Below are 25,138 nucleotides of genomic sequence, written 5' to 3' on the forward strand. Positions count from 1 at the left end.
TACATTTTTACGAACCGTTAATCCCGTACCTCAAAGGTAAGGGAGGCCGAGAAATCAACCCGGTGATTGCATACCACCATCCACACTCCGGGACGGGCAATTTTGATGCGGGCTATGCCTCTGGCATCGCTACGGGTAATCACCGGAAAAGGTTCTTTTTCGGACCAGTAGCCGGCATAAGTGGCATAGACAAAGGTGGAAAGGGGTTTTCCGTCAAACATAATCCGTACCGGAAGTTCCTCTCCGGGTTTTATCAGGGCGGGATTTTTCAGGGGGATAATTTCCAGTCTGTACCCCAAGGGTTCTGTGAAGGATCCTTTAAGGTTTTGTCCCACCACGATTATGGCCTTGGCGTACTTTCCGGAAGGAACCTGTTCCGGAGTACCCCTGCGTACCCGGGCAGTCCCCACTACATAAACCCCCTCCTCGGGAGGAGTGAAACGGGCTAACACAAAGCCCTTCCGAGAACGCGGTTTTTTGCTGAGGGGGTGTGGTTCGAGATCGTGGACCGTGAACTTTTTTCCGGATGGGCTCAGAACCACGAAAGGACTCAGGCTCTCCGGAGGAATTATGAGATCGTCATGGGGAAAATTGTGTCCAAAACAAATTTTAAGATTTACGGTTTCGCCGGGAGAAAAGTAAAAATGAGGGGTGTAGAGCCATAGGTCGTGGCCTCTGGCCGGGTTCGCCAGGATAAAAAATCCCAGGCACAGACTACCGAGAATCACCAGTTTTTTCATAATATCACCTCCTCCTGCAAAGATTTTCGAATTTTAAAATTTTAAAAATCCATTCTGGCACGCAGAAGCCAGGTGGCTCCCCACCAGGTTCGATCAGGCTCTCCGTAGTCTGAATTGAAGATATTGTTGCCCTCCAGGGATAGGACCACTCGTCCAACATGTTTCAGAATCTTGATATCTACCACCGAGTAACTGGGATTTCGTTCGGTATTGTCGGTATTGGTGTAGAGTTCACTTGCGAACTGAAAGCCCAGATCAAAGGTAAGCCCCAGGCCCTGATGAGTGAGAATCACATGAGCCGCAAGAACATGATGAGGAACGAAGGGGAGCTCCTTTCCGGTATCTTTGTCTTCGGTATCGGTATAGGTATAGGCTAGATTAAGACGGAGAAAATCCTCAAAGAAACTCGCCCGCACATAGACCTCCGCGCCCTGAGTATAAGCCTTCCGGGCGTTTTTAAATGTGCGTATTTTTTCCGCCATTCCGTCCCCGTTTATATCTCGATAGGTGTAATAGCGGATGATCATGTGCTTCACATCGTTGCGAAACAGCGAAAGCCCGAGGCGCAGGCGAGCTCTCCAGATCTTTTCCAGTCCCAAGGAGCAACCCCAGGAAGTTTCCGCGTCGAGATCCGGATTGGAAACATAAAAGTAATGGCCATGGGGATAGGGTTCGGTATAGAAAGCCTGCCTGATGGTGGGAGCTTTGAAACCTCTTCCTATAGAAGCTCGAAGCCGCAGGTCCGGTGTCACTTTGAAAAGAAGGCTTACTTTAGGACAGATTTCGGTACCGTATACAGAATGGTGATCTAGACGGGAGCCTAAGACCAGGTTAAAGGGTTTTTTCCAAAACAGTTCCAGTTCGTCCTGAAGGTAAATGCTGTAGATATCCATCTTACGATGGGAAAAGGTGTAGTCCAGCTCTTCATTCCGGTACTCCGCTCCCACCGTAAGGAGGTGAAGTTCTCCCACGGGTTTGGTATAGCGACTTTCAACCACCCGATAATACATATCCCCGCGATAAAGGGCGTAGGGATAGGGATCAGTACCGCGGGAGTGAGCGGTAAACTTCCAGTCATAATAGTAGGCTCGCACGAAGAGTTCGGAGTCATTGGAGAGGGTGAATTTGAGATAGGGGGAGATACGGTATTTCCAGGCCTTCCGGACCACGAAGGTGTCCTGGGTGCGATAGTCCGTGTGTCTTTCGTCCTGCTGTACGCTCATTTTGAGACCGGCCAGGAGCCCCTCCCCCAGCTTGTAGGTCCATTTGGCCATGAAGCTCTGGCGTTCGTAATCCTCGTTGCGGTTGTTCTTTACCCCGTAGGCTCCCATTTCGGATTCCTCCCGGGCCACCTGAAGAAGAAGTCCCCAGGGGTCTTCCCGGGTTCCCCAGTAGAGATATTGAAGATTGGTGTCATAACTTCCGTAGCCCCCCTCGAAACCGTAGATGGTGCGCTCGGGGATCTCTTTGGTGATAATGTTGACCACTCCGGCCAGGGCATCGCTTCCGTAAAGCACCGAGGCCGGTCCCTCCACTATCTCTATTCGTTCGATCATCTGCGGGGGTATCTGGTTCAGTCCTATCCCGGAATCTCCCATTCCTTCACCCCGTACGCGTTCACCGTCTAAAAGGATTAATCCGTAACCCTCGTTGAAACCGAGACCCCGGATCAGGGCTCGCCAGGCGGATATTCCGGGAGCATCCTCATCCCTCACGAAGATACCGGGTACATAACGCAGAAGATCGCTTACGGTCTGAGAACTTGAACTTTCTATATCCTTCTGAGTGATTATGTAGGTTTCTACCGGAACCTCTTCCAGGGGGTGTGGAGTCTTGGTGGCGGTGATTACGATCTCCCTCGTGGAACCGGAGACTTCGCCGGCCCCGGCCTTGAAAGGGAACAGTCCCAGGGCGAGAAGCAGGAGGAACACGACCCGTCCCATAATCACCTCCGTAATATTTTTTAAAAATTGATGGCACAATATATCGGAGAAGGGGTTAGTGTCAAGATTTTATAAAAAGTGCTACTAATCGGAGTCCCTAGAGTTCCGGTTCCGGCTTGACAGTCCCGGGGGAAGCGGTTATCTGTGTTACAAATTTTATGAAAATAACACAAGGAGGAAAGATGGGTGCCTGGTGGAAAATGGTCCTGGTGCTTACGGTTATTCTGGTTGCCGGGACGGGACTGGCGGCCGAGAACCGGGGGTCAGAGATAGTGGTCACAGCCTCCAGGATCCCTCAGGTAATCGGTGAAGCCCCCGCGGCGGTGAGCGTGATCACCCGGGAAGACATGGAAAAGAAGAATCTCCAGACCCTGGACGAGGCGCTCAGGCACGAGGCCGGGGTCTTCGTCCACCGCCGCAAGGGAATAATGGACACGGTGGCTTCCGTGGAGCTAAGGGGGATGCCCCGCCAGGGACGAACCCTGGTTCTTCTGGACGGAATTCCTCTCAACGACGGATATTCAAACAGCGTCTGTTGGGCCACCCTTTCGGTGGACGAGGTGAAGAGGGTGGAGGTGGTGCGGGGCCCCTTTTCCTCCCTCTGGGGTGGAAACGCCATGGGAGGGGTGATAAACATCATCACCCGTCTTCCGGAAAGGTTTACCTTTTCGGTCACGGGCGGTGTGGGAGAGGATGTTACCCGCCGCTGGCGCGTAAGCCTGGGAGACCGGGTGGGGCGCCTGGCCTTTCTCGCCGGCTACGAGGAGGACCGCACGGAGGGATATCCCACGGTCCCGGTATTGAAATCGCCTGAAACCGGAACCGGAACCCTGACCGGAGGATATCCCACCACCGACCCCACCGGAGAGAGGCTGCGCTGGGTGGTGGGAGACAAGGGAGATAATCGGGGCGAGCGCTGGAATTATCACTTGAACATCGGGCTTGATGTTAGGAACGAGGGAGAAATAAGACTCGGGTTCCAGCACGGGGTCCAGCGGTATGATTACGGGCATCCCCACACCTATCTTACCGATACCGCCGGAAATCCCTCCTTCTCCGGCACGGTAAAGATCCCCGGAGGACTTGCGGCCTCGGTTTCTCCTTACGACTTCATCTCCTATGCCGGTCTCGGAGACTATGAGACGAGCATCGTCTCCTTCAACTATCGGGATGTCTTCGGGGAACTCGAAACCGAGCTCAACTTCGGCTTCCTGAGAAGGGACGGATACTATACGAGACCCTACCGGGATGGGGATTACCACACCGCCTCCGGAGAAAAAAATGACAGCGACAGCGAGACCTATTACCTGGATGTGAAGGGCAATCTCCCCCTGGGAGAAAAGCACCTTCTTACCGCGGGGCTTACCCTGCGCAGGGACTGGTCGAATGTGGAAACTCACGAGCTGGCTTTCTATCGGGATGAGGATTCCGAGGGGGAAAAACTCTATCTTTCCCGGGGGAAGAGCCGCGCGCTCGGCCTCTTCGTGCAGGACATCTGGACCTTAAGGAAGGATCTTTCCCTTTACCTGGGGCTGCGCTACGACCACTGGTGGACCTACGACGGTAAGGCCGGAGAGGTGGGAGCCGTGGAGGAGTACGACGATCGGGACGACGGAGCCTTTTCCCCCAAGGCGGCCCTGGTCTGGCGTCCGGACAGTTCCACCAGCCTGAGACTTTCGGTAGGCAAGGCCTTCCGTCCCCCCAACCTTTATGAGCTCTACCGCACCTGGAGCTGGTACGGACGCACCTACCGCTCCAATCCCGATCTTGATCCCGAGACCTCCTGGAGCGTGGAGGTGGGGGGAGAGAGGTGGTGGTTCGGAAAGCGCCTGCGTCTTAGTGCCTCCCTCTTCCGCACCTGGATGAAAGACTTCATATACCGGGCCTACCATTCCGATACCCGGGAATACATCTGGACCAACTCCGGTAAGGGAGAGATCCTGGGTTTCGAGGGCGAGCTCGAACTCAAACCCCTTTCCTGGCTTTCCGCCGTGGTTAACTACACCCGCAACGATACCAGGATCACGGACAATCCGGCCAGACCCGAATCCGAGGGTAAACGCTTTGTGGATGTTCCGCCCTGGATCTGGAATTTCGAGCTCTCGGCCGAACCCCCCCTCCCCGGAAATCTACCCGGGCTCAAGTTCTCCGTATTCGGACACTATGTTGGCAAGGTCTTCCGTTACGACGACAACTCCGACAGGGCTGAAGGAGTTTACGGGACTTCGGAGGAGTACTTCGTGGCCGATGTCAAGGTGAGTCTTATCTGGCGCAGGGCGACCCTCTCTTTTTCCGTCAACAATGTCTTTGACGAGGATTACTACGATTACTACCGGGCCCCGGGAAGGACCTGGTTTGGGGAGTTGAAGTTTGAATACTGACGCCTTTTCGAATTTCGTGAAGGGACGGGAACGATGAAAATCGTAATCTGTGGCAAGGGGGGTAGCGGTAAGAGTACTCTTACCGCCTTATTGGCCGCATTCCTGGCCGAACAGAACCGGGGTGTGCTGGTAGTGGATGCGGACGAGTCCAACCCCGGGCTTTATCGTCTGCTCGGTTTCGAGAGCCCTCCCCGCACCCTGATGGATCTTCTGGGAGGCAAGGATTCCGTCCGGGAAAAACTGAGGCGGAAGATCCGGAATGAAGGAAGAGAAGAGGTGAATCTTTTTGAAAGGGAGAGGATTTTTCCCGGGGATATCCCGGGGGACTTCCTGCGGCGGTGGGGGAGCTGCCTGCTTGTGGTGGTGGGGAAGGTCGCTCGTGCCCGGGAGGGATGTGCCTGTCCGATGGGGGTGGTGGCCAGGGAGTTTTTGAGGCGGCTTGAGACTCCTCCCGGAGAGATCGTGCTGGTGGATACCGAGGCCGGGGTGGAACACTTCGGACGCGGGCTCGAGACCGCGGTAGACGGAGTGCTTGCGGTGGTGGAACCATCCCTGGAGTCCGTAGTGCTTGCGGAAAGAATAAGGGACCTCGCCATCGGTTCCGGAGCACACTTTCTGGGTGTGGTTTTGAACCGGCTCACCCCCGAGGCCGAGGTCATTCTGGGGGAGGAGGTCAAAAGGAGGGGACTCCCGGTGCTAGGAAGGTTCGGGGTGAGGCCGGAATTCACCGGGGCTTCCCTCCGGGGCGAAAGAGTCCCTCTATCCGAAGAAATCCGGGGGGAGCTGGTCCACATTCTTCAGGGTATCCAGGGGCGAATCCTGGAGAGGGCCATCCGATCATGAGGGTGAGGTATGCACTCATTTTCGCGCTTATTGTGCTGGGCTGGGGGAGGGCTCTGGCCGTTCCGCACATCCTGGTGGTCAAAGAGGCCTCCGGTCGCAGGGTAGAGGTTCGGGTACCGGTAAAGAGGGCGGTTTTCCTCATCGGCTACGAGCTCATCCCTTATCTCGATCTCTGGGATCAAACGGTGGGGATTAGTTTGTGGGCCAAACGATACAGTGATCTCCTCAGGGAGGTCGGCGCGGAAAGGTTGAGGAAAATTCCTTCGGTGGGGACGGCCACTCAGGTAAATCCGGAGGCCCTGGCCCTTCTTTCTCCTGATCTGATCGTTACCTGGGCGTATCGCCCGGAAACCGTTAAGGTCCTTGAAGAGTTTCTGGGGGAGAGGAATCACACCGCGATTATCGCCATCTCTCCGGAGAGTCTTAAGGACTTGCGCTCTACCATGAGACTTCTGGCCGAACTTTTCGGCAAGGAGGAACGCCTCCGGCGGGTGAACAGAGCCATGGAGGGGATCTTCTCCCTGGTCAGGGAGCGCCTCCGGGGCCTTAAGGAAAACGAAAAGAAACGGGTCCTCTGGCTGTGGGGGGACCGATGTCACTGCCAGGTGGCCGGCGGAAGAGGGGTGGTGGCGGACATTCTGCGCCTTTCCGGCGGGAAAAACTGTGCCGGAGCCATCGATCATCCCTATCCCAGGGTCTCTCCCGAAAGGATTGTCCTCTGGAACCCGCAGGTCATCTTCATCTGGGGAAATGCCCCCTACGGAGTGAAGGACATCCTCCGGGACCGGAGACTGGCCGAGGTCGCGGCCGTAAAACGCGGAGCCGTTTTCAAGGCCCCTGCCTGGTCCACCTGGTCGCCCAGGGTGGCTCTGATAACCCTGTGGGTGGCCATGAAGATCTATCCCGAAAGGTTTCGCGGAATTTCCTTCAGGACCCTGGTGGAGAGGTTCAACCGGGATGCCCTCTAACCCTCTCTCCCCCTCGAGAGGCCTCTGGCGAAGGGAGGCCCTTATGGTAATCGCAAGTATTCTGGCGATTTATCTTTCTATTTCCTTGGGACCGGCGGGTTTTAAACCCGGTTTGGCTCTCAAGGTCCTCTGGGCAAAACTCCGGGGGGGAGCTCCCGGAATAAGTCCCGGAATTTTAAATATTTTCTGGGAGATCCGAACCCCCAGGGTCCTGCTCGCGGCCCTGGTAGGGGCGGCTCTGGCCTCCTCCGGAGCGGCTCTTCAGGCCGTCTTTCGTAATCCGCTGGTGGATCCCTATCTCCTGGGGCTTTCCGCCGGGGGAGCGCTGGGGTGTGCGGTGGCCGTGGCCTGGTTGCCGCGGGTGCCGGTGTCGCTTCCGGCCTTTCTTTTCGCTTACCTGGCCGCCTTCCTGACCTACGGAGTGGCCCGATTATCCGGAGAGGTCTCCCGTATAAGTCTCATCCTCTCCGGGATTATCGTCTCCGCAGGACTCATGGCCCTGGTCTCCCTCATAAAATTCGTGGTGGATCCGCACCGCATGGCCGAAATCGTGACCTGGATGATGGGAAGCTTCGCTCTGAGCACCTGGGAGGTCGTCAGGCAGACCTTCCTTCCCGTGATCCTGGGACTTGTGGGGTTGCATCTATTGAGATTCCGGCTGAATCTCCTTTCCCTTTCCGAGGACGAGGCCAGGAGTCTGGGGGTCTCGGTGGAGAGGGAGCGAGCCGTCGTTATGGGCCTTGCGGCCCTGACGGTGGGGGCCGGTGTGGCCGCAGCCGGTATCGTGGGCTGGGTGGGATTGATGGTCCCTCACCTGGTTCGGCTCTCGGTAGGACCGGATCATCGGCGGCTGATCCCCCTTTCCATGTGCACCGGAGCGGGTCTCCTGGTGATCTCCGACACCCTGGCCCGCACCCTCACCTCCTTTGATCTCCCCGTGGGGATCATTACCTCTCTCACCGGTATCCCCTTTTTCATTTATCTCCTCAGGCAGCAACGGACCGGGGGCTGGGAGCATGCTTGAGGTCCGTGACCTCTCCTTCGCCCGGATTCTCAATGCGGTAAACCTGAAGCTCCGCCGGGGGGAATTCGTGATCCTTCTCGGCCCCAACGGAGCCGGAAAGACCACCCTGTTGAGGTGTATTCTCGGACTATGTTCTCCGATCGAGGGCGAGATCGTCGTCTGCGGACATCCTTTGAGACGCCTTGCCTCTAAAGAGAGGGCCCGGCTCCTGGCCTATGTTCCTCAGTCCTATCAACCGGTCTTTCCCTATACCGTCCTGGACTTCGTCCTGCTGGGACGCACCCCTCACTTGGGATTTCTATCGCATCCCGGAAAAAGGGACGAAATCAAGGCCAGGAAAGTGCTTCGGGAGCTGGGGCTTGAGCCCCTCCTTCACCGTTACCTTACGAATCTTTCCGGCGGAGAGCGCCAGCTGGTGCTGTTCGCAAGGGCCCTCCTTCAGGAGGCTCCGATATTGCTCCTTGACGAACCCATCGCCAACCTGGATCTCAAACATCAGCTCCGGGTACTTTCCAGTGTCCACAGGCTGGTCAGAGAGAAAGGACTTACGGTGCTGGCCACCCTTCACGACCCGAATCTGGCCTTCGGTTTTGCCGATCGAGTCGTTCTTCTCAAGAAGGGGCGGGTACTTGCGGAAATGAACCCCCGGACACACCCCGGAGCCAAGGAACTTTTAGAGGAACTTTACGAGATTCCCCTGGAGATTCTACACTTTCGCGGCTATCCCCTAGTGTCCCTCACCGGTGCTTTTCCGAAAAATTTCCCTCGGAGGTGAAGACCGTGAAAATCGGGGCCATTTTGTGGGCCAGTTATGTTCCCGTTCTGACCCGAGCCGCCGCCAGAGTCCGTGATCTGGGCCTTGAGGTCAGGATTTTTTCTTCCCGCACCCTGGAGGCCCATCCCGAAAAGAGGGAGGAGGCCCTTGTCGAGCTCGCCCGGGCCGACATCATCCTCCTTTACCGCTCCGGTGATTCTTTCTGGGAGGAAATACTCCCTCGCCTGACCGAACTGGGAAACACCCGTCCCCTGGTATCCCTGGGATACGATCCCGCGTATTTGACCCTTTCTAATGTCTCCCCGGAGGTGGTTCAGAAGGCCCTGCGTTATGTCCTCTACGGAGGAGAGGAAAACTTCGTGAATCTTCTTCTCTATCTCGCTTCCGCTCTGGGGGGCCTCGATGTTTCCCATCGGGACCCCGAGCCCCTTCCCCTGGCCGGTATATATCACCCTCGGGCCCCTAAAGTCTTTACCGACACCGGGGAATACCTCGCGTGGTACCGCCCCTCTCCGGGAACCCCCCTGGTGGGGATCCTTTATTCCCGTCACAACTGGGTAAACGGGGAAATGGAGGTGGAGAGGGCTTTGATAGAGGAATTTGAGGCTCAGGGGCTCGGGGTGATACCGGTGTTCAGCTATAGCGTGAAGGACGAGAGTCTCGGAAGCGAGGGCCCCGGGGAGGCGATAAGAAAGTTTCTTCTGGCCGACGGGCTTCCCCGAATAGAGGCCCTGATCAAACTCGTCCTTTTCTTCCTGGGAAGTACCCGCGAGAAGGACCTTTCGGATCCTTCGGTTTCCACTTCCGGGGTGGAGGTCCTTCGCCGGCTCGGAGTTCCGGTATTTCAGCCGGTGGTGGCTTACTATCGCACGGTGAGCGAGTGGGAAGAGGATCCCCGGGGACTTTCGGCGGAGGTCGCCTGGTCGGTGGCCCTTCCGGAATTCGAGGGAGTCATAGAGCCTCTTTTCATCGGCGCCATGAAAAGGGAAGAGGATCCCCTGACCGGGGCCGTTCTGGAACGGCGGGTCCCGGTGAGGGAGAGGGTTCGGAGGCTGGTGAGGAGGGTTAAGGCCTGGATCGAACTCCGTTGCAAGCCTCCTGCGGAACGCCGGGTGGTCCTGGTGTTGCACAATAATCCCTGTGCCTCCGTGGAGGCCACGGTGGGGGCCGGGGCCCATCTGGATACCCTTGAGAGTGTGGCCCGGATCCTGAAACGGCTTAGGCTTAAGGGCTATCGCATCGAGGGAGAGCCCGAAAACGGAAAGGAACTGATTGACCTGATCCTCAAAAGGAAGGCTATTTCGGAATTCCGGTGGACCACGGTGGAGGAAATCGTGAAAAAGGGGGGTGCCCTGGCCATGGTTCCGCTTGAGGAGTACCTCTCCTGGTGGGAGGAATTTCCGGAGGAAGTTCGCCTGAGGATGAGGGAGGCCTGGGGGGAGCCCCCGGGGGAGGAGAAGAACGGTGTCCCCGCGGCCATGGTGCATGAGGGAAAGATCGTGGTCACCGGGCTTCGTTTCGGAAACGCGGTGGTCTGCGTTCAACCCAAGCGGGGCTGTGCCGGTCCGCGCTGTGACGGGAAGGTATGCAAGATCCTTCACGATCCCGAGGTTCCTCCTCCCCACCAGTATGTGGCCACCTACCGCTGGCTCGAGAGGGTCTTCGGAGCGGATGTGATCATCCATGTGGGCACCCACGGCAACCTGGAATTTCTTCCGGGAAAGGGGGTAGGGCTCTCCGCGTCCTGTTTTCCTGATCTCTCCATTCACGAGCGCCCTCATCTTTACATTTATAATTCCGACAATCCCCCGGAGGGCACCATCGCCAAACGGCGAAGTTATGCCGTTCTGGTGGATCACCTGCAGACGGTCCTTGAGGCCGGAGGGCTTTATGAGGGTTATCTTGAGCTGGATCGACTCCTTGAGGAATACGAGAGGGCGGCTGCGGGAAGCCCGGCCCGGGCCCACGAGATACTTCACCGTCTGGTTGATCTTGTTCGGAAAACCGGTCTCGACCGGGAGGTGAATTCCCCGGAGGAGATCGGACCGGAGGAGTTCGTCCGTCGCATTCACGAGGCCCTGACCCGCCTGCGAAGTACCCAGGTGCCCCGGGGTATGCACATCTTCGGAGAGATTCCCCGGGGCGAAAGACTGGCCGAATTCATACGAGCCGTTCTGCGCCACGATTCCGGGGAGCCTTCGGATCTCCGGCGGGTGATGGCCCGGGCTCTGGGTTTTCGGCTGGAGGATCTCCTGCAGGACCCTTCCAGAGGTCGGCTCCTCGAGCGGGTGGAGAAACTTTCCGGCGAATTCGTCCGCGGCGTTCTCGATGGAAAAAAGGCCGGTGAAGTTCTCGTCCGTCTCTGCGGAAAGGAGGCTTCCGAGAGGATCCCCGCGGGACACCTGGAAGAGTTGGTCTCCCGGATAAAGGATCTCAAAAGCCGCATCGAGGCCTCGGACGAGATGGGGGCCCTACTTTACGGGATCTCCGGGGGGTACATCCCTCCCGGGCCCTCCGGACTCATAACCCGTGGCCGGGACGACATTCTTCCCACTGGGAGGAACTTTTACTCCCTTGATCCCGAAAGGGTTCCCACGAAAGCGGCCTACGCCGTGGGCGTCAGGCTGGCCGAGGCCTTACTCGAAAAGTTTCGGAAAGACGAGGGGAGGCTTCCCGAAAATGTGGCTTTTTACTGGATGTGCACGGACATCATGTGGAGCGAAGGGGAGGTCATGAGCCAGATACTCTACCTGCTGGGGGTGAGACCGGTCTGGCTCCCCAACGGCCGGATAAAGGGGCTTGAGGTCATTCCGCTCCACGAACTCGGTCGCCCCCGCATAGATGTCACGATCAGGGTTTCCGGAATCACCAGAGACAACTTCCCCCGATGTCTGGAGCTGGTGGACGAGGCGGTGTGTCTGGTGGCGGAGCTTGAGGAACCCCCGGAGATGAACTTCGTGCGCAGACACACCCTGGAACGGCTCGAAAAGCTGGGAGGCAGAAAGGACGCCTTCCGCAGGGCCACCTTCCGGCTCTTCGCTTCTCCTCCGGGCACCTATCAGTCCGGGGTGAACCTTGCGGTTTACGCCTCAGCCTGGAAAACCGAGAAGGATCTCGCCGAGGTCTTTCTGTACTGGAACGGCTACGCTTACGGAAAAGGCGTCTTCGGAGAGAAGGCCCATCGGGAATTTGCCGAAGGTCTCCGCACGGTGGAGGCCACCTTCAACAATTCCCTCACCGATGAATACGATCTTTTCGGTTGCTGCTGCTACTTCGGTACCCACGGCGGACTTACGGTGGCCGCAAGGGAACTCTCCGGGAAAAGGATAAGGGCCTACTACGGTGATACCAGGGAGAGGGCGGCGGTTGAGGTTCGTGACCTTGCCGACGAGATCCGGCGGGTGGCCAGGGCCAAACTCCTGAATCCGCGCTGGATAGAGGGCATGAAACAGCATGGCTACAAGGGAGCGGCGGAGATCTCCAAGCGCATCGGGCGCCTCTTCGGCTGGCAGGCCACCACCGGTGAGGTGGACGACTGGATCTTCGACGAGATTACCCGTAAATTTGTGGTGGACAGAGAGAATCGAGAGTTCCTCATGAGGCACAACCCTTACGCCCTGGAGGAGATAGCCCGAAGGCTACTTGAGGCGGAGAAAAGGGGTCTCTGGAAGCCGGAGGCCGGATTGCTGGAAAAATTGAGAGACGCTTACCTTGAGCTCGAGGGACGCCTCGAGGACGCGATAGGAGAGACCGGAGGCGATTTTCAGGGCGGGGCCGTGGACATGTATTCCGCCGATGAGGTGGCTGAATGGCAGGCGAGGATGAAGGACCTCCGCCGGGAAATCGGAGAGATGTGGAAATGACCGGAAGGCTCTATCCCCTTTCGGCCATAGTGGGGCAGAAAGAAATGAAGCTTGCCCTCATGCTCTGTGCGATAAACCCGCGGCTTTCGGGAGTGCTCCTTTCCGGAGAAAAGGGCACGGGAAAGTCCACCGCTGCCAGGGCCCTGGCCCGTCTTATCGAGGGGCCTTTCGTGAATCTTCCCCTTTCGGCCACGGAGGAACGATTGATCGGTCATCTTTGCCTGGAGGAGGCCTTAAAGCACGGTCGAAGGGTCTTCGTGCCGGGCCTTCTCTCTCAGGCCGAGGGCGGCGTGCTCTATGTGGACGAGATAAATCTTTTGCCTCCATCCATCGTTTCCCTCTTACTTTCCGCCTCGGAGTCCGGGCGATTCCTTCTGATCGGTTCAATGAATCCCGAGGAGGGTCCCCTCTCTCCGCAACTCCTTGACCGTTTCGGTCTCTATGTGGAGGTATCCGCCGAAAGGGATCCGGGTCTGCGGGTGGAGATCCTGAGGAGACGCCTCTTCTGGGAGATGGATCCCGAGGATTTTGAGAAGACCTTTGCGGAGGAGGAGAGGAAGCTCCGTGAGGAAATCTTAAAGGCCAGGAGTCTCCTCCCCGGGGTCAGGATTTCCGGCTACCTTCGTACTCTCATAGCCCGGCTGGTCCTGGAGTCCGCCGCAGCCGGTCACCGGGCGGAGATCTTTCTTCTGGAGGCCGTCCGGGCGCATGCGGCTCTGGCGGGCCGCTCCGAGGCCATCCCCGAGGATGTGGAGTCCGTGGCCGAACTGGTTCTCGCCCACCGCAGACGGGAGAGATCCCGTGGCAGACCTAAACCTCAGCCCGAAAGTAAGCCCGGGGAGGAAAACAAGGAAGACACCAGACCTCCTCGGGATGATTACTCCCCGGGGGAAAAAGAGGCCCCTCAAGGTCGTTCTCACGAAACGCCGACGGAGGGGCCGGGTGGAGAAGAGAACGGTCGTACCGATAAGAAACTTGCCGAACCCGAGGAGGTAAGGCCCGAGGAGGGCGAGGACAAAGTCTTTTCCGTGGGAGAGGTCTTCCGGGTGAGGGAGTTTAGCGACCATCGTGAACGGCCGCAACGGGTCAAGATTTTCGGTAAAAGATCTAAGGGATTTTCTCTTACCGGAAGGGGCTATTTCGTGAGGGCCGTTCCCTATAAGGGAGAGGGGGAGATAGCCCTTGTCCCCACCTTTCTTTCGGCGGCCTTAAAGCAGAGGATTCGCGGGGGTGGTTTCGGAAGGTTCGTCATCAGGAAGGAGGATCTCCGGGCCAAGCTCAAGCTGGTGAGGAGCTCTCGTCTCGTGGTCTTCTGTGTGGACGGTTCGGGTTCCATGGCCGCCGAGGCCCGGATGAGGGAAACCAAGGGAGCCATCATGAGCCTTCTTCTTTCGGCCTATCAGAGGCGGGACCGGGTGGCGCTCATGGTGTTTCGCGGGGAGCGCGCCAGAATGGTCCTCCCGCCCACCAATTCCGTGGATCGGGCCGCAAGGGTCCTTTCGGAACTTGGAGTGGGAGGATCAACCCCGCTTTCCGCCGCCCTCAGCGAACTTTACCGGTGGCTTGAGGATATACAGAGAAAGGACTCCCGCCTTCTCACCACCGTTATTTTAATCACCGACGGGCGAGGCAATGTCAGTCTCACCGGAAGACCCCCGCGAGAGGAGATCGAGATCCTGGCTACCAGGCTTTCGAGGAACTTTCCGCAGACCGAATTCGTGGTGGTGGACACCGAGGCCGGGATGGTGAGACTCGAGATGGCCCGGAGACTCGCCGAGCTCCTTTCCGCCCGTTACTTCACCCCCGAGGCCCTTCGGGCCGACCGCCTGCTCGAGATCGCCCGCAAGGCCGTATAATCCAAAACCGAAGCTGGTGTTCCGCCCCACCTGGACATAGGTTCCCAGCCTAAGGATCTCGGCAAAGGGTTCAAAGTCCCCGGAAAACCCTGCCTCTCCCACGAACCCCTCCAGGGGATAGACCTCTCCGGTGCGGGCCGAGCGCCTCGTGAAACGCACCCAAAAAAGCCTCCGATCTACGGTTTTTATTCTTTCGGCCCGGGCTATGAGCCCCTTGAAATCCAGATCAAGCGGAGTCCCGGCGTGAAAGTAGGAGAGCATGGAGATCCGCCGCAGTAGGTTGCGGACGAGTATGTGAAACTCAAGGGCTTCCGGGCCTATGATCTTTCGGGAAAAGCGCAGGGCCGCCGGGGTGAAGAACTTTACCGTGAGGTTTTCGGGGATTGAGAGATCTTCCCTTTTCGGCGGCGGAATCGGCTCCGGATTCCTGATCGTTCCCTCGCGGTAAAGCTCCCTCCCCGTGCCTTCTTCTTCCACCGAGACGAGCCGAAGGCGCACCCTCCTTCCTCCGAGTCCGTTTCTGGCCAGGGCCTCAAGCGCCAGAACCACATGCGGGAAGAACCGCAGGGCCCCTCCCACCAGGGTCATCCTTACCCGGAGGGGATTCCTTCCTTCGTAAGGGAAAGGGGGTGCGAAGGCGAAGGGATGCCCCACGAAGGGATACTTCCGAAGGCGGGCGGCGTGAGGGGGCCTCGGGGTCTCGAAGAGATATCCGTAGGCACACTCCTGGGAGAGGGGGCATTCCAGACAGGTCTTTACCCGCCGCGCCACGCAGGAAAGCCTTTTTAAGGCCCGGCCGAAGGCCCCCCTGAAGGTGGAGAAGAGCCTCACCGGCAAGGCCTCCGGTTCTTCGGCCTCTAAATAGACATGGAAGGTACTAAAAGGAAGCCAGATCATCGTCCGTAGATCCTGAAGCGCACATGTTTGAAAATCCTTTCCTGGATCACCGAGCCATCGGGGAGGCAATTCTCCCGAACCTCCCGGCGCGAGGTGGCGTAGATCGGGATCAGCCCGAGCTCGAACGCCCGGTTTACGGTGAGATAGACCGCTCCGAATTCTCCCTGGATGAAAGCCAGGTCTCCCGGGGCCGCGGACCCGGCCATCCAGCGAAAAAGGGGCTCGAGATACGGCTCAAGGCTTTCAACCTCCGGAGGCACTCCGGCCCAGAGTTCCTGAAGTTCTGGAGGTAGATACACGAACTTTCCCGCTTCCCATCGCTCCGTAAGCTCCCGTTCCTGATCCGGGGTCAGCCGATGAGAGAAAATGAGAAGAACCTTTTTAAGGCCGGTTTCTTTTAGAGCCACCGGATCTTCACCTTCTCTTTAGCGGCCTTCTTAAACTCCGGGGCCCCGGTGATGAGTTCGGCCTTTTTGAGCCTGGCCAGCGCCAGGGCAAAACAGTCCGCATACGCTATGGGATACCGGGCCTTGAGCTTTGCGGCCTCGAGGGTGAGTTTTCGGTCGGCCTCAATTATTTCCAGAGGGTAATTTTCTATTTCTTGGATGACGCGTTTGGCAGCCTCTTCATCGTAAGCTCGCGAGGTAGCGTAATACACCTCTCCCCAGTTTACCACGGTCATAAAGCCCTGCGCCTTTCCTTCGAGAACCTCTTTGAGGAAGCCTTCCACCTTTTCAGCAGCCGACTCGTTTTCGAAAAAGGCTATCAGCGCATAACTATCAAAGACATACTTCTTCACTTCGTTCCTCCTTCCTTCGCTCTTCCAGCAGGACCTTCAGGGCCATTCCTTTTTTGGGAAGGAGCCCACGCCCACGCCTGAGCAAATCTTCCACCGGTTTAAGGACGATTTTTTCGTCCTCAACGAATACCGCCAGTCGCTTTCCTTTCCTAAGTCCAAACTTCCTCCTTATTTCCGCCGGGATCACCACCTGTCCCTTTGAACTTACCGTAACGATCATGTCTTACTCCTTTAAAAAGTTTTACTCTATACTCTGTATTACCAAATTTTTCGTTTACCGAAAGTCTAATCCGTAAGGCCCGCTTCCAGCATGGAGCGGAGTTTCCGGATGTCCACGGCGGCGCGTCCCTTACGCCGGAAGCCTTTTTCCAGAAGCTCGAAGTACCGGAGCTTTTCCTCAACCCTAGGGCGCAGGGCCGGATCCCGGAAGGCTTCCCTGGGGGTCTTCCCGCCCCATTCCGGCTCGGGGGTGTCGAGCCAGACCAGGTATTCCAGCCAGCGCAGGTCCGCGGCTTCGTGGTCCGGAATTTCCTCCCTTTCGGTTTCGGGGCCTTCTCCGGCGGCCTTCCTCCAGTCCACTATTTCCTCCACCAGAAACTTCACTCCGTCCCCGGCCACTTCCTCGAAGGCCCGACGCAGCCGCTCGAGACGCGCTCGACTCATGGCCTCAAGCACCACCCGCTCCCTTTCCGGACGAAATTCCACGGTCCCCACTTCAGTGTATCCACCCGAAACCCGGCTCTGGACCACCAGGGTCCCGCAAGCCGCCTCCTTTGAGGAGGGAAACCCCGCGATGCTGAAGGCGCTCTCCGGAGTCTTTTCGAGAAGGGCATACCGGTGTTCCTCGATTCTGTGGAAGGATCCGGTGGGGAAACGCTCCTCCACCTCCGGGACGAGGAGCCGATAATGAGCCCGGGCCACCACCACCTCGTCCCCCTCCGGCGTGATCAGGCGAAACTCCACGGGTTCCGTAAGGATCCGGAGCACTTCAAGGAGCAACTCCGCGGCCTTCCGGCGAGCCCGATCGGGGTATTCCTCCGGCGTCGGATCCCCCAGAATCTGTCTCATTCGGGAAAGCACCTTCGGGGCCTTAAACAGGTTTACGGGAAAACCGATCCGGCACGGACGGAAGTAGCCCCGGACCCGAAAGAGCATGGTCCAGACCCTCTCCGTGGGCCCCAGGTTTTTCGCCAAGGAGTAATCCCTTACCCGGAAGGTTTCTCCGGTAAAGAGATCCCTGAAGGCGAGCTCTCCCCTCTCCTCGTCCACCTCCAGGACCTCAAATAGACTTGGATAACTCCGGGAAAGGGAGGCCAGTATCTCTCGTTCTTCCCGGGAGAGGTTGCGGCCCTTGGTGCGCAGGAATTCCTCCGAAAGGGGCCTTCCCTCCGGCGTGGAGGCGGTAAAGAGGAAGATCTCCCCCAGGGCGGTTGCCCCGTCAACCCCTTCCCCTCTCTCACCCAGCACCTCCTCGAAGCGTCCCATCCACTTTTCCAGAAAAGCCCGGAGCTCTCGCTTGTACTTTCTGGCCACGAATCCCTCGTAGAGGTTGAAGGCCCGTTTTTCAGCCGCGCTCTGGGCGGTCTTCTTTTCCGAGGCGGCCTCCTCCTTCCTCATACAGCACTTCTTGTACTTCTTGCCGCTTCCGCAGGGACAGGGATCGTTCCGGCCCACCTTTCGGATGGGTCTTTTCTGGATTTCCTCAAAGTGAAAGGGAAGCCCCTTCTTCCGGGCGTAGGCCCGGGCCTCGCCGAAGATGTCCCTGAGGATGGCCTTACGATCCGGCGGATGGAAACGATAGAGGGGTTTGCCCAGGGCCACGGCCTCAAGGGCCTTTCTGTAAAATTCGAGGGCCTTCTCCGGCTCCTCCCTGAGGCGGTGATAGATTGCCCTCAGGTAAAAGTGATCCACCGACTCCGGACTGGCCCGCCCAAGGCGTTCCAGGACCTCCTCCGCTTCCTCGAGCCTCCGTCCCCGGAGGAGAAGGTGAAGGTATCCGCTGAGGATCTCCGGATTTCCGGGATCCCGTTCCAGCCTAATCCTATAGAAGGCCAGGACCTCCCGATAACTCCGGAAGGTCCTTTCCGAGCCCGCAATAAGAAGCCGAAAACCTCTGGTGTAAATTATCTCCTTTTCCCATTCGTCCTCTTCTCCGTCTTTCTTAAGGAGCAGAAGCCGTGCCCCGGCCCGAATTTTTTCCCTCTCCGGTATCTCGAAAAGATCCTCCGCCCCGCAGCGGGGGCACCGCACCCTCTCGGGAAGGTCCACCTCGTGGTCTTCCGCGTTGATTATTATTACCCGCGGAGAGAAGGGAAAAAGATAGCGGCAGTCCAGGCACCTGAGAGCGAGGGTTAGTTCTTCTCCCGAAGGGTCGAGTTTTTCCTCTCTATAAAGCACTTTCCACAGCCGCAGCTCTTTTTCCCGGACCATCTTTTCCAGGCGTTCGAGCCCGGGAAAATCCGACTCAAAAAGCCGGGCCAGGACGACGAAGGCCTCGGGCCAGGCCGGGGTCTCGGGATGCACCAGGGCCTTCACCCTTTCCCACAGTTCCGGGTGAGGGAAACAAAGGGTGAGCCAGGAGAGAGCGTCGTGATCCTCTTCCAGCCACAGCTCGAAGTCCCGGGCCAGATCCCCGGCGGTGGTCCGGTCCGGGTAATGAGCAAGGAGGTAAAAGGGATCTAAACGGCGGTGGTCGCGGGCCAGTTTTCTCAACTCATCCCTGACTTTTTCGAGAGGAAGAAAGTCCCTCAGGGCCTCTTTTATGTATTCGTCTTCTTCGAAGTCTTCTTTTACGGAAATACGATAGAGTTCCAGCAGTTCCTCAAGAAAGGTCTCTCCGCACTTTCGGGCCAGATCCGCCCCTCTTTCGGCCCCGTAGGAGTCCTTACGGAAGACCTTTCGAAGCCTTTCCCGGACCTCCTCCACCACGGAGGGGTCCTTCTCGACGAGGTCCAGGATCTTTTCCCGCAGGGTGGAATCCTCGGGAAATAAGGGGCGGTCCTCATCAAAGTAAAGTTCGTAGAGGGTTTCCCGGGAGGGATTCTCCGAAAGCCCCAGGAGGGGTTTTCCCCACAGGAGGGTCAAAAAGAGGCGGCCCAGAGTTCGAACCACCGGTTCCGAAGCATCTCCTCGTGAAACCTCAAGAAGGACCTCAAGACTCCTGAAGACCGGGCCCAGGCTTTCGGGTCTTTCCAGATGGCGCCGCAGGGCGATCTCCCCTCGAAGGTCGATCACCTCCTCCCTTAGTTTGCGAAATTCCTCCTCCACGAAGGCCCGAAGTTTCTCTCGCTCGGATTTCCGGGATAGATTTTCCCACCGGTCCCTTACCTCCTCCGGGAGTATCTTTAAGAAGTATTCATCTTCCGAAAGCACCGCCGGGAGTCCGTCGAGAAACTTCGGGAGATGTTCCCTCAGCCGGGGATAAATTTCCTTTACGGGGGCGGGCTCGGCGGTGGTCCACACCCGATAGCCCGCATAAAAGGCCTCCCAGGCCTTTCGACTTTCCGGATCGTCCAGAAGATCCATAAAGGGAGCCATCTCCTCCGGAGGAAGGGTAAAGATGACCCTTTCCCACATTTGAAGACCGGCCATTTCGTCTTCCATGACTTTTTCCAGAAGATGGGGGCGTTCCTCAACGACGGTTTTAAGGGAGGTCACCCGGGAAAGCACCGCAAACACGGAAACCATCAATTTCTTGTTTTCTTCGATTTCAAGACGCGTTAAAAGAAACTCTTTAAGTTTTTCTTTTACTTCGGAGGAAAGCTCCCCGGCCTCGCGAAAAAAATGAAGGCCATGTTCAAGGACCAGGTAATCCCTTTCCTCCTTAAGGGCGGCAAGGGCGATTTCGGTTTCCCGGGGATGGATGTCCTTCAGTCTCTCCCAGGCCCATTTCCGAATCACCGGGCTTTCGTGTCTTAAAAATCGGGCCAGTTCTTTCACCGGAAGTAGCAACTCTTCCATCGGTTTCCTCCTCGAGAATTAGATGGTTTTCCATTTTAATTTAATTTTTTTAACTGCCGATCTTCACTACTTCCTTACTTCGAGACTTCCATCTCTTGTGAGTCCGGGATGTAGCGTCTAAAATTAAGATTAATCATGGACTCTCTTAGGTCGTGGTGGCCTACGCACAAAAGGCTTCTTCTGATAGCGGGCCCTTGTGTACTTGAGAGCCTGGAGCTGGCTCTGGAGGTGGCCGTCTTTATGCGCGAGGCGGCGGAAAAGGCCGGCTTTACCTATGTCTTCAAGAGCTCCTTCGATAAGGCCAATCGGACCTCTCTTTCCTCATTTCGGGGTCCCGGGCTGGAAAAGGGTCTCGAGTGGCTGGCGGAGGTGCGGACCCGGGTGGGAGTTCCGGTTACCACCGACATTCACGAGCCCCGTCAGGCCGAACCGGTGGCCGAGGTGGTGGATCTTATTCAAATTCCGGCCTTTTTGTGCCGCCAGACGGACCTGATTCTGGCCGCGGCCCGCACCGGAAAGCCCATCAACATCAAAAAGGGACAGTTCATGGCCCCTTGGGACATGCGCTACGCCGTGGAAAAGGCCAGGGCCGGAGGGGCCGAAGGGGTTCTGCTCACCGAAAGGGGGACCACCTTCGGATACCGGAACCTGGTGGTGGACATGCGTTCGCTGGTCATAATGCGTTCCCTGGGGGTCCCGGTGATCTTCGACGCCACGCATAGCGTGCAGCTGCCCGGGGGAGGGGAGGGGGCCTCGGGCGGGGATCGCCGGTTCGCCTTTCCCCTGGCCCGGGCGGCGGTGGCCTGCGGAGTGGACGGGGTCTTCATGGAGGTGCATCCGGACCCCGACCGGGCCCTGTGTGACGGTCCCAACAGTCTGCCGCTGGCCGAGGTTCCGAAAATTCTCGAGGTATTGAGAGATCTACGGGAGGTGCTGGACAGGTATGGAATTTCCTGAGGCGGTTTTAAAAAGAGCCCAAAAGGTGCGCCTCCTTTTGCTGGATGTGGACGGTATCCTTACGGAGGGATACATAGTGGTGGATGCGGAGGGGCGTGAAATTAAAAGCTTTTTCGTGCAGGACGGGATGGGCATAAAGCTTCTCCAGAAGGCCGGTATCGAGGTGGGACTTCTTTCCAGTCGATCCTCCCCACCCGTAACCTTTCGGGCTAAAGAGCTGGGCATAGACATCGTCATTCAGGGAGAGCTTGAGAAGTATCGGCTCTACCAGGAGCTTCTTTCCGAGAAGGCTCTTCGGGACGAGGAGGTGGCTTACATGGGCGACGACTGGGTGGATATCCCGGTGCTCAAAAGGGTGGGGCTGGCCGTCACGGTGCCCGAGGCCTGGCCCCCGGTGAAAGACTATGCTCATTATGTGACCCGGCGACCCGGAGGTCGGGGAGCGGTGCGGGAGGTGTGTGACCTCATTCTTAAAGCGCAGGGAAAGTGGGAGGCCCTATGGCAAGAATTTGGATCCTGATAACCCTCCTGGTATTCCTGGCCGGAGGGTGTAGCCCTGCTCCGAAGGCCGTGGTGCCGACAAAGAAAAGTCCCCCCTCTTCCGGACCTTCCGGACCAAAAAAGAAACCGGAAAAGCCCGAGAATTCCTTTAAGGATCTGGAGTATGTCTTCTGGCGCGCGGGAAGGCCGCGCTGGTGGCTTCGGGCCGAGGAGGCCCTTCGCTTCCGGGATCGTCTGGAGATGAAGAGACCCTTCGTCCGCTCCCTGGAAAGAACCGGCCTTGAACTCACGGCTCTCAGGGGAGTATATCGGTTTGCCCGGCGGCTGTTTTTCTTTCAGGGAAAGGTGGTGCTTCGCACCCCTGACCGTGGCACCCTTTACACGGACCGACTCTATTACTGGCCGGAAAAGAAGCTCCTTTCCGGAAACCGTCCCCTCGTCCTCAGGAACGGGGGCCTGGTCATCCGGGGAAAGGGATTTGAATACGATTTAGTCTCCGGCAAGCTTCGGATTAAGGAGAGCACCAGGGTGGAATTTCATGGGTAGGCGATTCCTGTTAGCCCTGCTTCTTCTGCTTGTGGCGATCCAGACTCTGGCGGCACCCATTGACATCCGTTCGGAGAAAATGGAGGTTCTCGAGGACGAGAAGATAGCGGTTTTTACCGGAAAGGTGGAGGCCCGCAAGGGAGACCTTCGTCTGTGGGCGGATCGTCTCTATGTGTATTACCGGGTGGTGAAGGGACGCCGTGAGGTTCAGAAACTCATCGCCCTGGGCAATGTGCGTATCGAGAAGGACGGCTGGCGATCCCTTTCCGGAAAGGCCGTTTACTTTAAGGATCAGGATCGGCTGGTTTTAGAAGACCATCCCCGGGTCTGGCACGGCCGGGACGAGGTCCGGGGAGCGGTGGTGATTATATATTTCAAGGAAAACCGCAGCGAGGTACTTTCCGGGGAAGGCAAGCCGGTGGAAGCCTATGTCTACACGGAATAATGAAGTCCTGCGGGCGGAGAGCCTGAGTAAGCGTTTCGGAAATAGACAGGCGGTAAGGAATGTGAGCCTGGAGGTGCGAGGCGGAGAGATTGTCGGACTCCTCGGGCCTAACGGGGCGGGCAAGACCACCACTTTTTACATGCTGGCCGGTTTCCTTCGGCCGGATGGGGGGCGCATTTTTCTGGGTGAGGTCGCCATAGAAGGGTTCCCGGTCTACCGGAGGGCCAGAGCAGGTATTATTTATCTCCCTCAGGAGGCCTCGGTGTTCCGCAAGCTTTCCGTGGAGGAGAATGTTCGGCTGGTGCTTGAGGAGATGGGGCGGAACGCGGAAGACCTGGAGGAACGACTGGAGCGATTACTCGGTCTTTTCGGTTTGAAGGAACTCCGGACTCAGAAGGCCTATTCCCTTTCCGGAGGGGAACGCCGGCGGGTGGAGATAATGCGAGCCGTGGCCACGGAGCCGAAATTCCTTTTACTCGACGAACCCTTTGCCGGCATAGATCCCATAGCGGTGGGGGAGCTTAAGGATCTCCTCCGGGAGTTGCGCAGGCGAGGGCTCGGGATCCTTATTTCCGATCACAATGTGCGGGAAACGCTCGAGGTGTGCGACCGGGCTTACATAGTGGCCGGGGGAGAGATCATCGCCTCCGGCCCTCCGGCCACTATAGTGGCCGACGAGAGGGTCCGTAGACTCTATCTCGGGGAGGGTTTCCGGATCTGATATGGCCCTGGAACTGAAGATAGGTCTCGAACAGCGTCCGGAACTCATCATCACGCCGCAGTTGCGGTTGGCTTTAAAGCTCCTTCAGCTCAATAGGCTGGAATTGGAGCAGTATTTGCGGGAAGAACTGGAAAAGAATCCGGTTCTGGAGGCGGATTTTCCCGGCGGCGAGATTCCTCTTGAGGACTGGTCTTCCGAGGGGGGGCTGCGGATGGAGGAGGGATCCTGGGAGGACCTCTTCGAAGAAGAGTTTTCGCCCTATCCCTCCATGGTTTTTGAGGAAAGAGAATCCGTGGACTGGGAGGCCCGGGTTCGAAAGGAGGAGGGCCTTTACGATCATCTTCTCTGGCAGGTCTCGCTGGCCGGTTTTTCGGAGACGGAGCGCGGAGTAGCCGAGTACCTGATCCGGAATCTGGACGAACGGGGCTATCTGGTGGTGGATCCCGAGGAAGCGTCCGGGGATTTGGGGGTGCCCCTTGAGGTGGTGGAGAGGGTGCGGGAGCGCATCAAGTTCTTCGATCCCGTGGGGGTGGGATCCCTTTCGGTAGAGGAGTGTCTGCTGGCTCAACTGTCCTATCTCGGGGTGCGGGACGGGCTGGCGGTGAGGATAGTAAGGGATTACTTCCGGGAAATTCCCCGGGGGGTGGACTTCCTGGCCCGACGGCTGGGAGCACCGGCCGAGGAGGTGGAAAGGGCCCTTTCCCTGATCCGGGGGCTGGAGCCCTTTCCCGGGAGGGCTTTTTCCGGAGGGGCCACCCTTTATGTCGTTCCAGATGTGGTCTTTTTTCGGGAGGGGGATCGCTGGCGGGTCCGACTTTACGAGGAGGGATTCCCCCGGTTGCGTATAAGCGCCCGCTACCGGAGGCTTCTTGCCGATCCCACGGTGCCGCGCAAGGCCAAGATGTTCATCCGGGAAAAGCTCCGTTCCGCGGAATGGTTGTTGAAGAGCCTGGATCAGCGCGGGCGCACGCTGCTTCGGGTAGCCGAGGCCCTGGCGGAACTCCAGAGGGACTTTCTGGAAAAGGGACCGGCTCATCTCAAACCCCTTACCCTTAGGGAGGTGGCGGAAAAAGTGGGGGTGCACGAGTCCACGGTGAGTCGCGTCACGCACCACAAGTATGCCGAGACCCCTCACGGACTCTTTGAACTGAAGTTTTTCTTTCCCTCCGGACTAAAAAGGGGAGACGGCACCGTCTCCTCCGAGGCGGTGCGGGAATATCTTAAAGAGCTGGTGGCCTCGGAGGATCCCCGGCGACCTTACAGCGATCAGGAGCTGGCCCGGATGCTGGTTGATAAATATAAGGTTAAAATAGCCCGTCGGACCGTGGCCAAGTATCGCGAACTCTTGGGCATTCCCCCGGCCCGGGCCCGGAAAAAACCGGTTTAAGGAGGTTGGCTTATGCAGATCAACATTACCTTCAGGCACCTGGACTCCTCGGAGGGACTCAAGGAGTATGTGCGGCGCAAGATCGGAAGGCTGGAAAAGTACTTCGAGGGGCCGGTGGAGGCCCATGTGATTCTCAAAGCGGAGAAGTTTCGCAACGAGGCCGAGGTTATCCTGCGGGGAGACGGGCTTGATATTACCGCTCGCGAGGAAACTCAGGACATGTACGAGGCCATTGATCTGGTCTCGGATGTGCTAGAAAAACAAATCAAGCGCCTCCGAGATAAACGCAAGGGGATAAACAAAAAGGGGCGTCGTGAGACTCCTCCGGCAGCCTCTTCGGAGGAGACTATTCCCACGGAGATCCAGGTGGAGAGGGTATCTCTGAAACCCATGTCTGTGGACGAAGCGGTGGAACAGTTTTCCCGGGAAGATCGGACGGTGTTTTTCTTTCTCAACCCCGAGGAGGGAGATCGGCTCTGTGCCCTATATCGAAAAGGAGAGAAGGTCTTTCTCGTGATTCCGGAATAAAATA

At 57.8% G+C, this 25,138-nt stretch carries 20 protein-coding genes and 1 pseudogene; 14 read left to right on the forward strand and 7 right to left on the reverse strand.

Annotated features, from left to right (window positions below; translation table 11 throughout):
* Nucleotides 1-17 precede the first annotated feature (17 nt).
* Both K3767_RS05895 and K3767_RS05900 read right to left on the reverse strand, forming a co-directional pair.
* Entirely contained in the window at nt 18-740 is a 723-nt protein-coding gene (locus tag K3767_RS05895) for a DUF4198 domain-containing protein (protein WP_221172642.1), read from the reverse strand.
* A 41-nt stretch (nt 741-781) separates the two neighbouring features.
* On the reverse strand, nt 782-2,683 hold the full coding sequence (locus tag K3767_RS05900; protein WP_221172643.1) for a TonB-dependent siderophore receptor: 1,902 nt from the start codon (nt 2,681-2,683) through the stop codon (nt 782-784).
* A gap of 182 nt (nt 2,684-2,865) precedes the next feature.
* Between K3767_RS05900 and K3767_RS05905 the strand changes: the two genes are divergently transcribed.
* The 7 genes from K3767_RS05905 to K3767_RS05935 are packed head-to-tail and all read left to right on the forward strand — an operon-like array spanning nt 2,866 to nt 14,393.
* Nucleotides 2,866-5,064, forward strand: coding sequence for a TonB-dependent receptor (locus tag K3767_RS05905; protein ID WP_221172644.1), 2,199 nt, complete (start codon nt 2,866-2,868; stop codon nt 5,062-5,064).
* Between the two features lie 33 nt (nt 5,065-5,097).
* Nucleotides 5,098-5,907: a P-loop NTPase gene (locus K3767_RS05910; protein WP_221172645.1), complete on the forward strand. Its 810-nt coding sequence runs from the start codon at nt 5,098-5,100 to the stop codon at nt 5,905-5,907.
* A complete protein-coding gene (locus K3767_RS05915; protein ID WP_221172646.1) occupies nt 5,904-6,875 on the forward strand; it encodes an ABC transporter substrate-binding protein in 972 nt (323 codons plus the stop codon). The genes K3767_RS05910 and K3767_RS05915 overlap by 4 nt, the downstream gene beginning before the upstream one ends.
* Nucleotides 6,876-6,918: 43 nt before the next feature.
* Entirely contained in the window at nt 6,919-7,899 is a 981-nt protein-coding gene (locus tag K3767_RS05920) for an iron ABC transporter permease (protein WP_221172647.1), read from the forward strand.
* A complete protein-coding gene (locus tag K3767_RS05925) occupies nt 7,892-8,674 on the forward strand; it encodes an ABC transporter ATP-binding protein (RefSeq protein ID WP_221172648.1) in 783 nt (260 codons plus the stop codon). The genes K3767_RS05920 and K3767_RS05925 overlap by 8 nt, the downstream gene beginning before the upstream one ends.
* Nucleotides 8,675-8,679: 5 nt before the next feature.
* Entirely contained in the window at nt 8,680-12,537 is a 3,858-nt protein-coding gene (cobN, locus tag K3767_RS05930; RefSeq protein WP_221172649.1) for a cobaltochelatase subunit CobN, read from the forward strand.
* A complete protein-coding gene (locus K3767_RS05935) occupies nt 12,483-14,393 on the forward strand; it encodes a VWA domain-containing protein (protein ID WP_221172650.1) in 1,911 nt (636 codons plus the stop codon). The genes cobN and K3767_RS05935 overlap by 55 nt, the downstream gene beginning before the upstream one ends.
* Before the next feature lie 9 nt (nt 14,394-14,402).
* Here K3767_RS05935 and cas6 read toward each other — a convergent pair.
* From cas6 to K3767_RS12200, 5 genes and pseudogenes are all read right to left on the reverse strand, one after another.
* A pseudogene (gene cas6 / locus K3767_RS12100) lies at nt 14,403-15,290 on the reverse strand (CRISPR system precrRNA processing endoribonuclease RAMP protein Cas6); the annotation flags it as partial.
* Complete coding sequence (csx20, locus tag K3767_RS05940; RefSeq protein ID WP_221172651.1) at nt 15,287-15,697, reverse strand: CRISPR-associated protein Csx20; 411 nt, start codon at nt 15,695-15,697, stop codon at nt 15,287-15,289. The pseudogene cas6 and the gene csx20, both read right to left, overlap by 4 nt.
* On the reverse strand, nt 15,688-16,089 hold the full coding sequence (locus tag K3767_RS05945) for a type II toxin-antitoxin system VapC family toxin (RefSeq protein WP_221172652.1): 402 nt from the start codon (nt 16,087-16,089) through the stop codon (nt 15,688-15,690). The genes csx20 and K3767_RS05945 overlap by 10 nt, the downstream gene beginning before the upstream one ends.
* Entirely contained in the window at nt 16,070-16,309 is a 240-nt protein-coding gene (locus tag K3767_RS05950) for an AbrB/MazE/SpoVT family DNA-binding domain-containing protein (RefSeq protein WP_221172653.1), read from the reverse strand. Before K3767_RS05950 ends, K3767_RS05945 begins: the two co-directional genes overlap by 20 nt.
* A 65-nt stretch (nt 16,310-16,374) precedes the next feature.
* Nucleotides 16,375-20,049: an SEC-C metal-binding domain-containing protein gene (locus K3767_RS12200; RefSeq protein WP_304941226.1), complete on the reverse strand. Its 3,675-nt coding sequence runs from the start codon at nt 20,047-20,049 to the stop codon at nt 16,375-16,377.
* Nucleotides 20,050-20,184: 135 nt separating this feature from the next.
* On the opposite strand from K3767_RS12200, the gene kdsA reads away from it, so the two are divergent.
* The 7 genes from kdsA to hpf are packed head-to-tail and all read left to right on the forward strand — an operon-like array spanning nt 20,185 to nt 25,134.
* Nucleotides 20,185-21,006 (forward strand): 3-deoxy-8-phosphooctulonate synthase, encoded by an 822-nt coding sequence (gene kdsA, locus K3767_RS05960; RefSeq protein WP_221172654.1) that lies wholly within the window; start codon nt 20,185-20,187, stop codon nt 21,004-21,006.
* 25 nt (nt 21,007-21,031) lie between these two features.
* A complete protein-coding gene (locus tag K3767_RS05965) occupies nt 21,032-21,526 on the forward strand; it encodes an HAD family hydrolase (protein WP_255592318.1) in 495 nt (164 codons plus the stop codon).
* Nucleotides 21,505-22,053: an LPS export ABC transporter periplasmic protein LptC gene (lptC, locus tag K3767_RS05970; protein ID WP_221172656.1), complete on the forward strand. Its 549-nt coding sequence runs from the start codon at nt 21,505-21,507 to the stop codon at nt 22,051-22,053. The genes K3767_RS05965 and lptC overlap by 22 nt, the downstream gene beginning before the upstream one ends.
* Nucleotides 22,046-22,498: an LptA/OstA family protein gene (locus K3767_RS05975; protein WP_221172657.1), complete on the forward strand. Its 453-nt coding sequence runs from the start codon at nt 22,046-22,048 to the stop codon at nt 22,496-22,498. The genes lptC and K3767_RS05975 overlap by 8 nt, the downstream gene beginning before the upstream one ends.
* On the forward strand, nt 22,482-23,219 hold the full coding sequence (gene lptB, locus K3767_RS05980) for an LPS export ABC transporter ATP-binding protein (RefSeq protein WP_221172658.1): 738 nt from the start codon (nt 22,482-22,484) through the stop codon (nt 23,217-23,219). Before K3767_RS05975 ends, lptB begins: the two co-directional genes overlap by 17 nt.
* A 1-nt stretch (nt 23,220) precedes the next feature.
* The gene (gene rpoN / locus K3767_RS05985; protein WP_221172659.1) at nt 23,221-24,606 is read left to right on the forward strand and encodes an RNA polymerase factor sigma-54; all 1,386 of its coding nucleotides are present in this window, start codon (nt 23,221-23,223) and stop codon (nt 24,604-24,606) included.
* Between the two features lie 12 nt (nt 24,607-24,618).
* Complete coding sequence (gene hpf / locus K3767_RS05990; RefSeq protein WP_221172660.1) at nt 24,619-25,134, forward strand: ribosome hibernation-promoting factor, HPF/YfiA family; 516 nt, start codon at nt 24,619-24,621, stop codon at nt 25,132-25,134.
* Nucleotides 25,135-25,138 lie beyond the last annotated feature (4 nt).

The sequence above is a fragment of the Thermosulfurimonas sp. F29 genome, from assembly GCF_019688735.1.
GTDB lineage: Bacteria > Desulfobacterota > Thermodesulfobacteria > Thermodesulfobacteriales > Thermodesulfobacteriaceae > Thermosulfurimonas_A.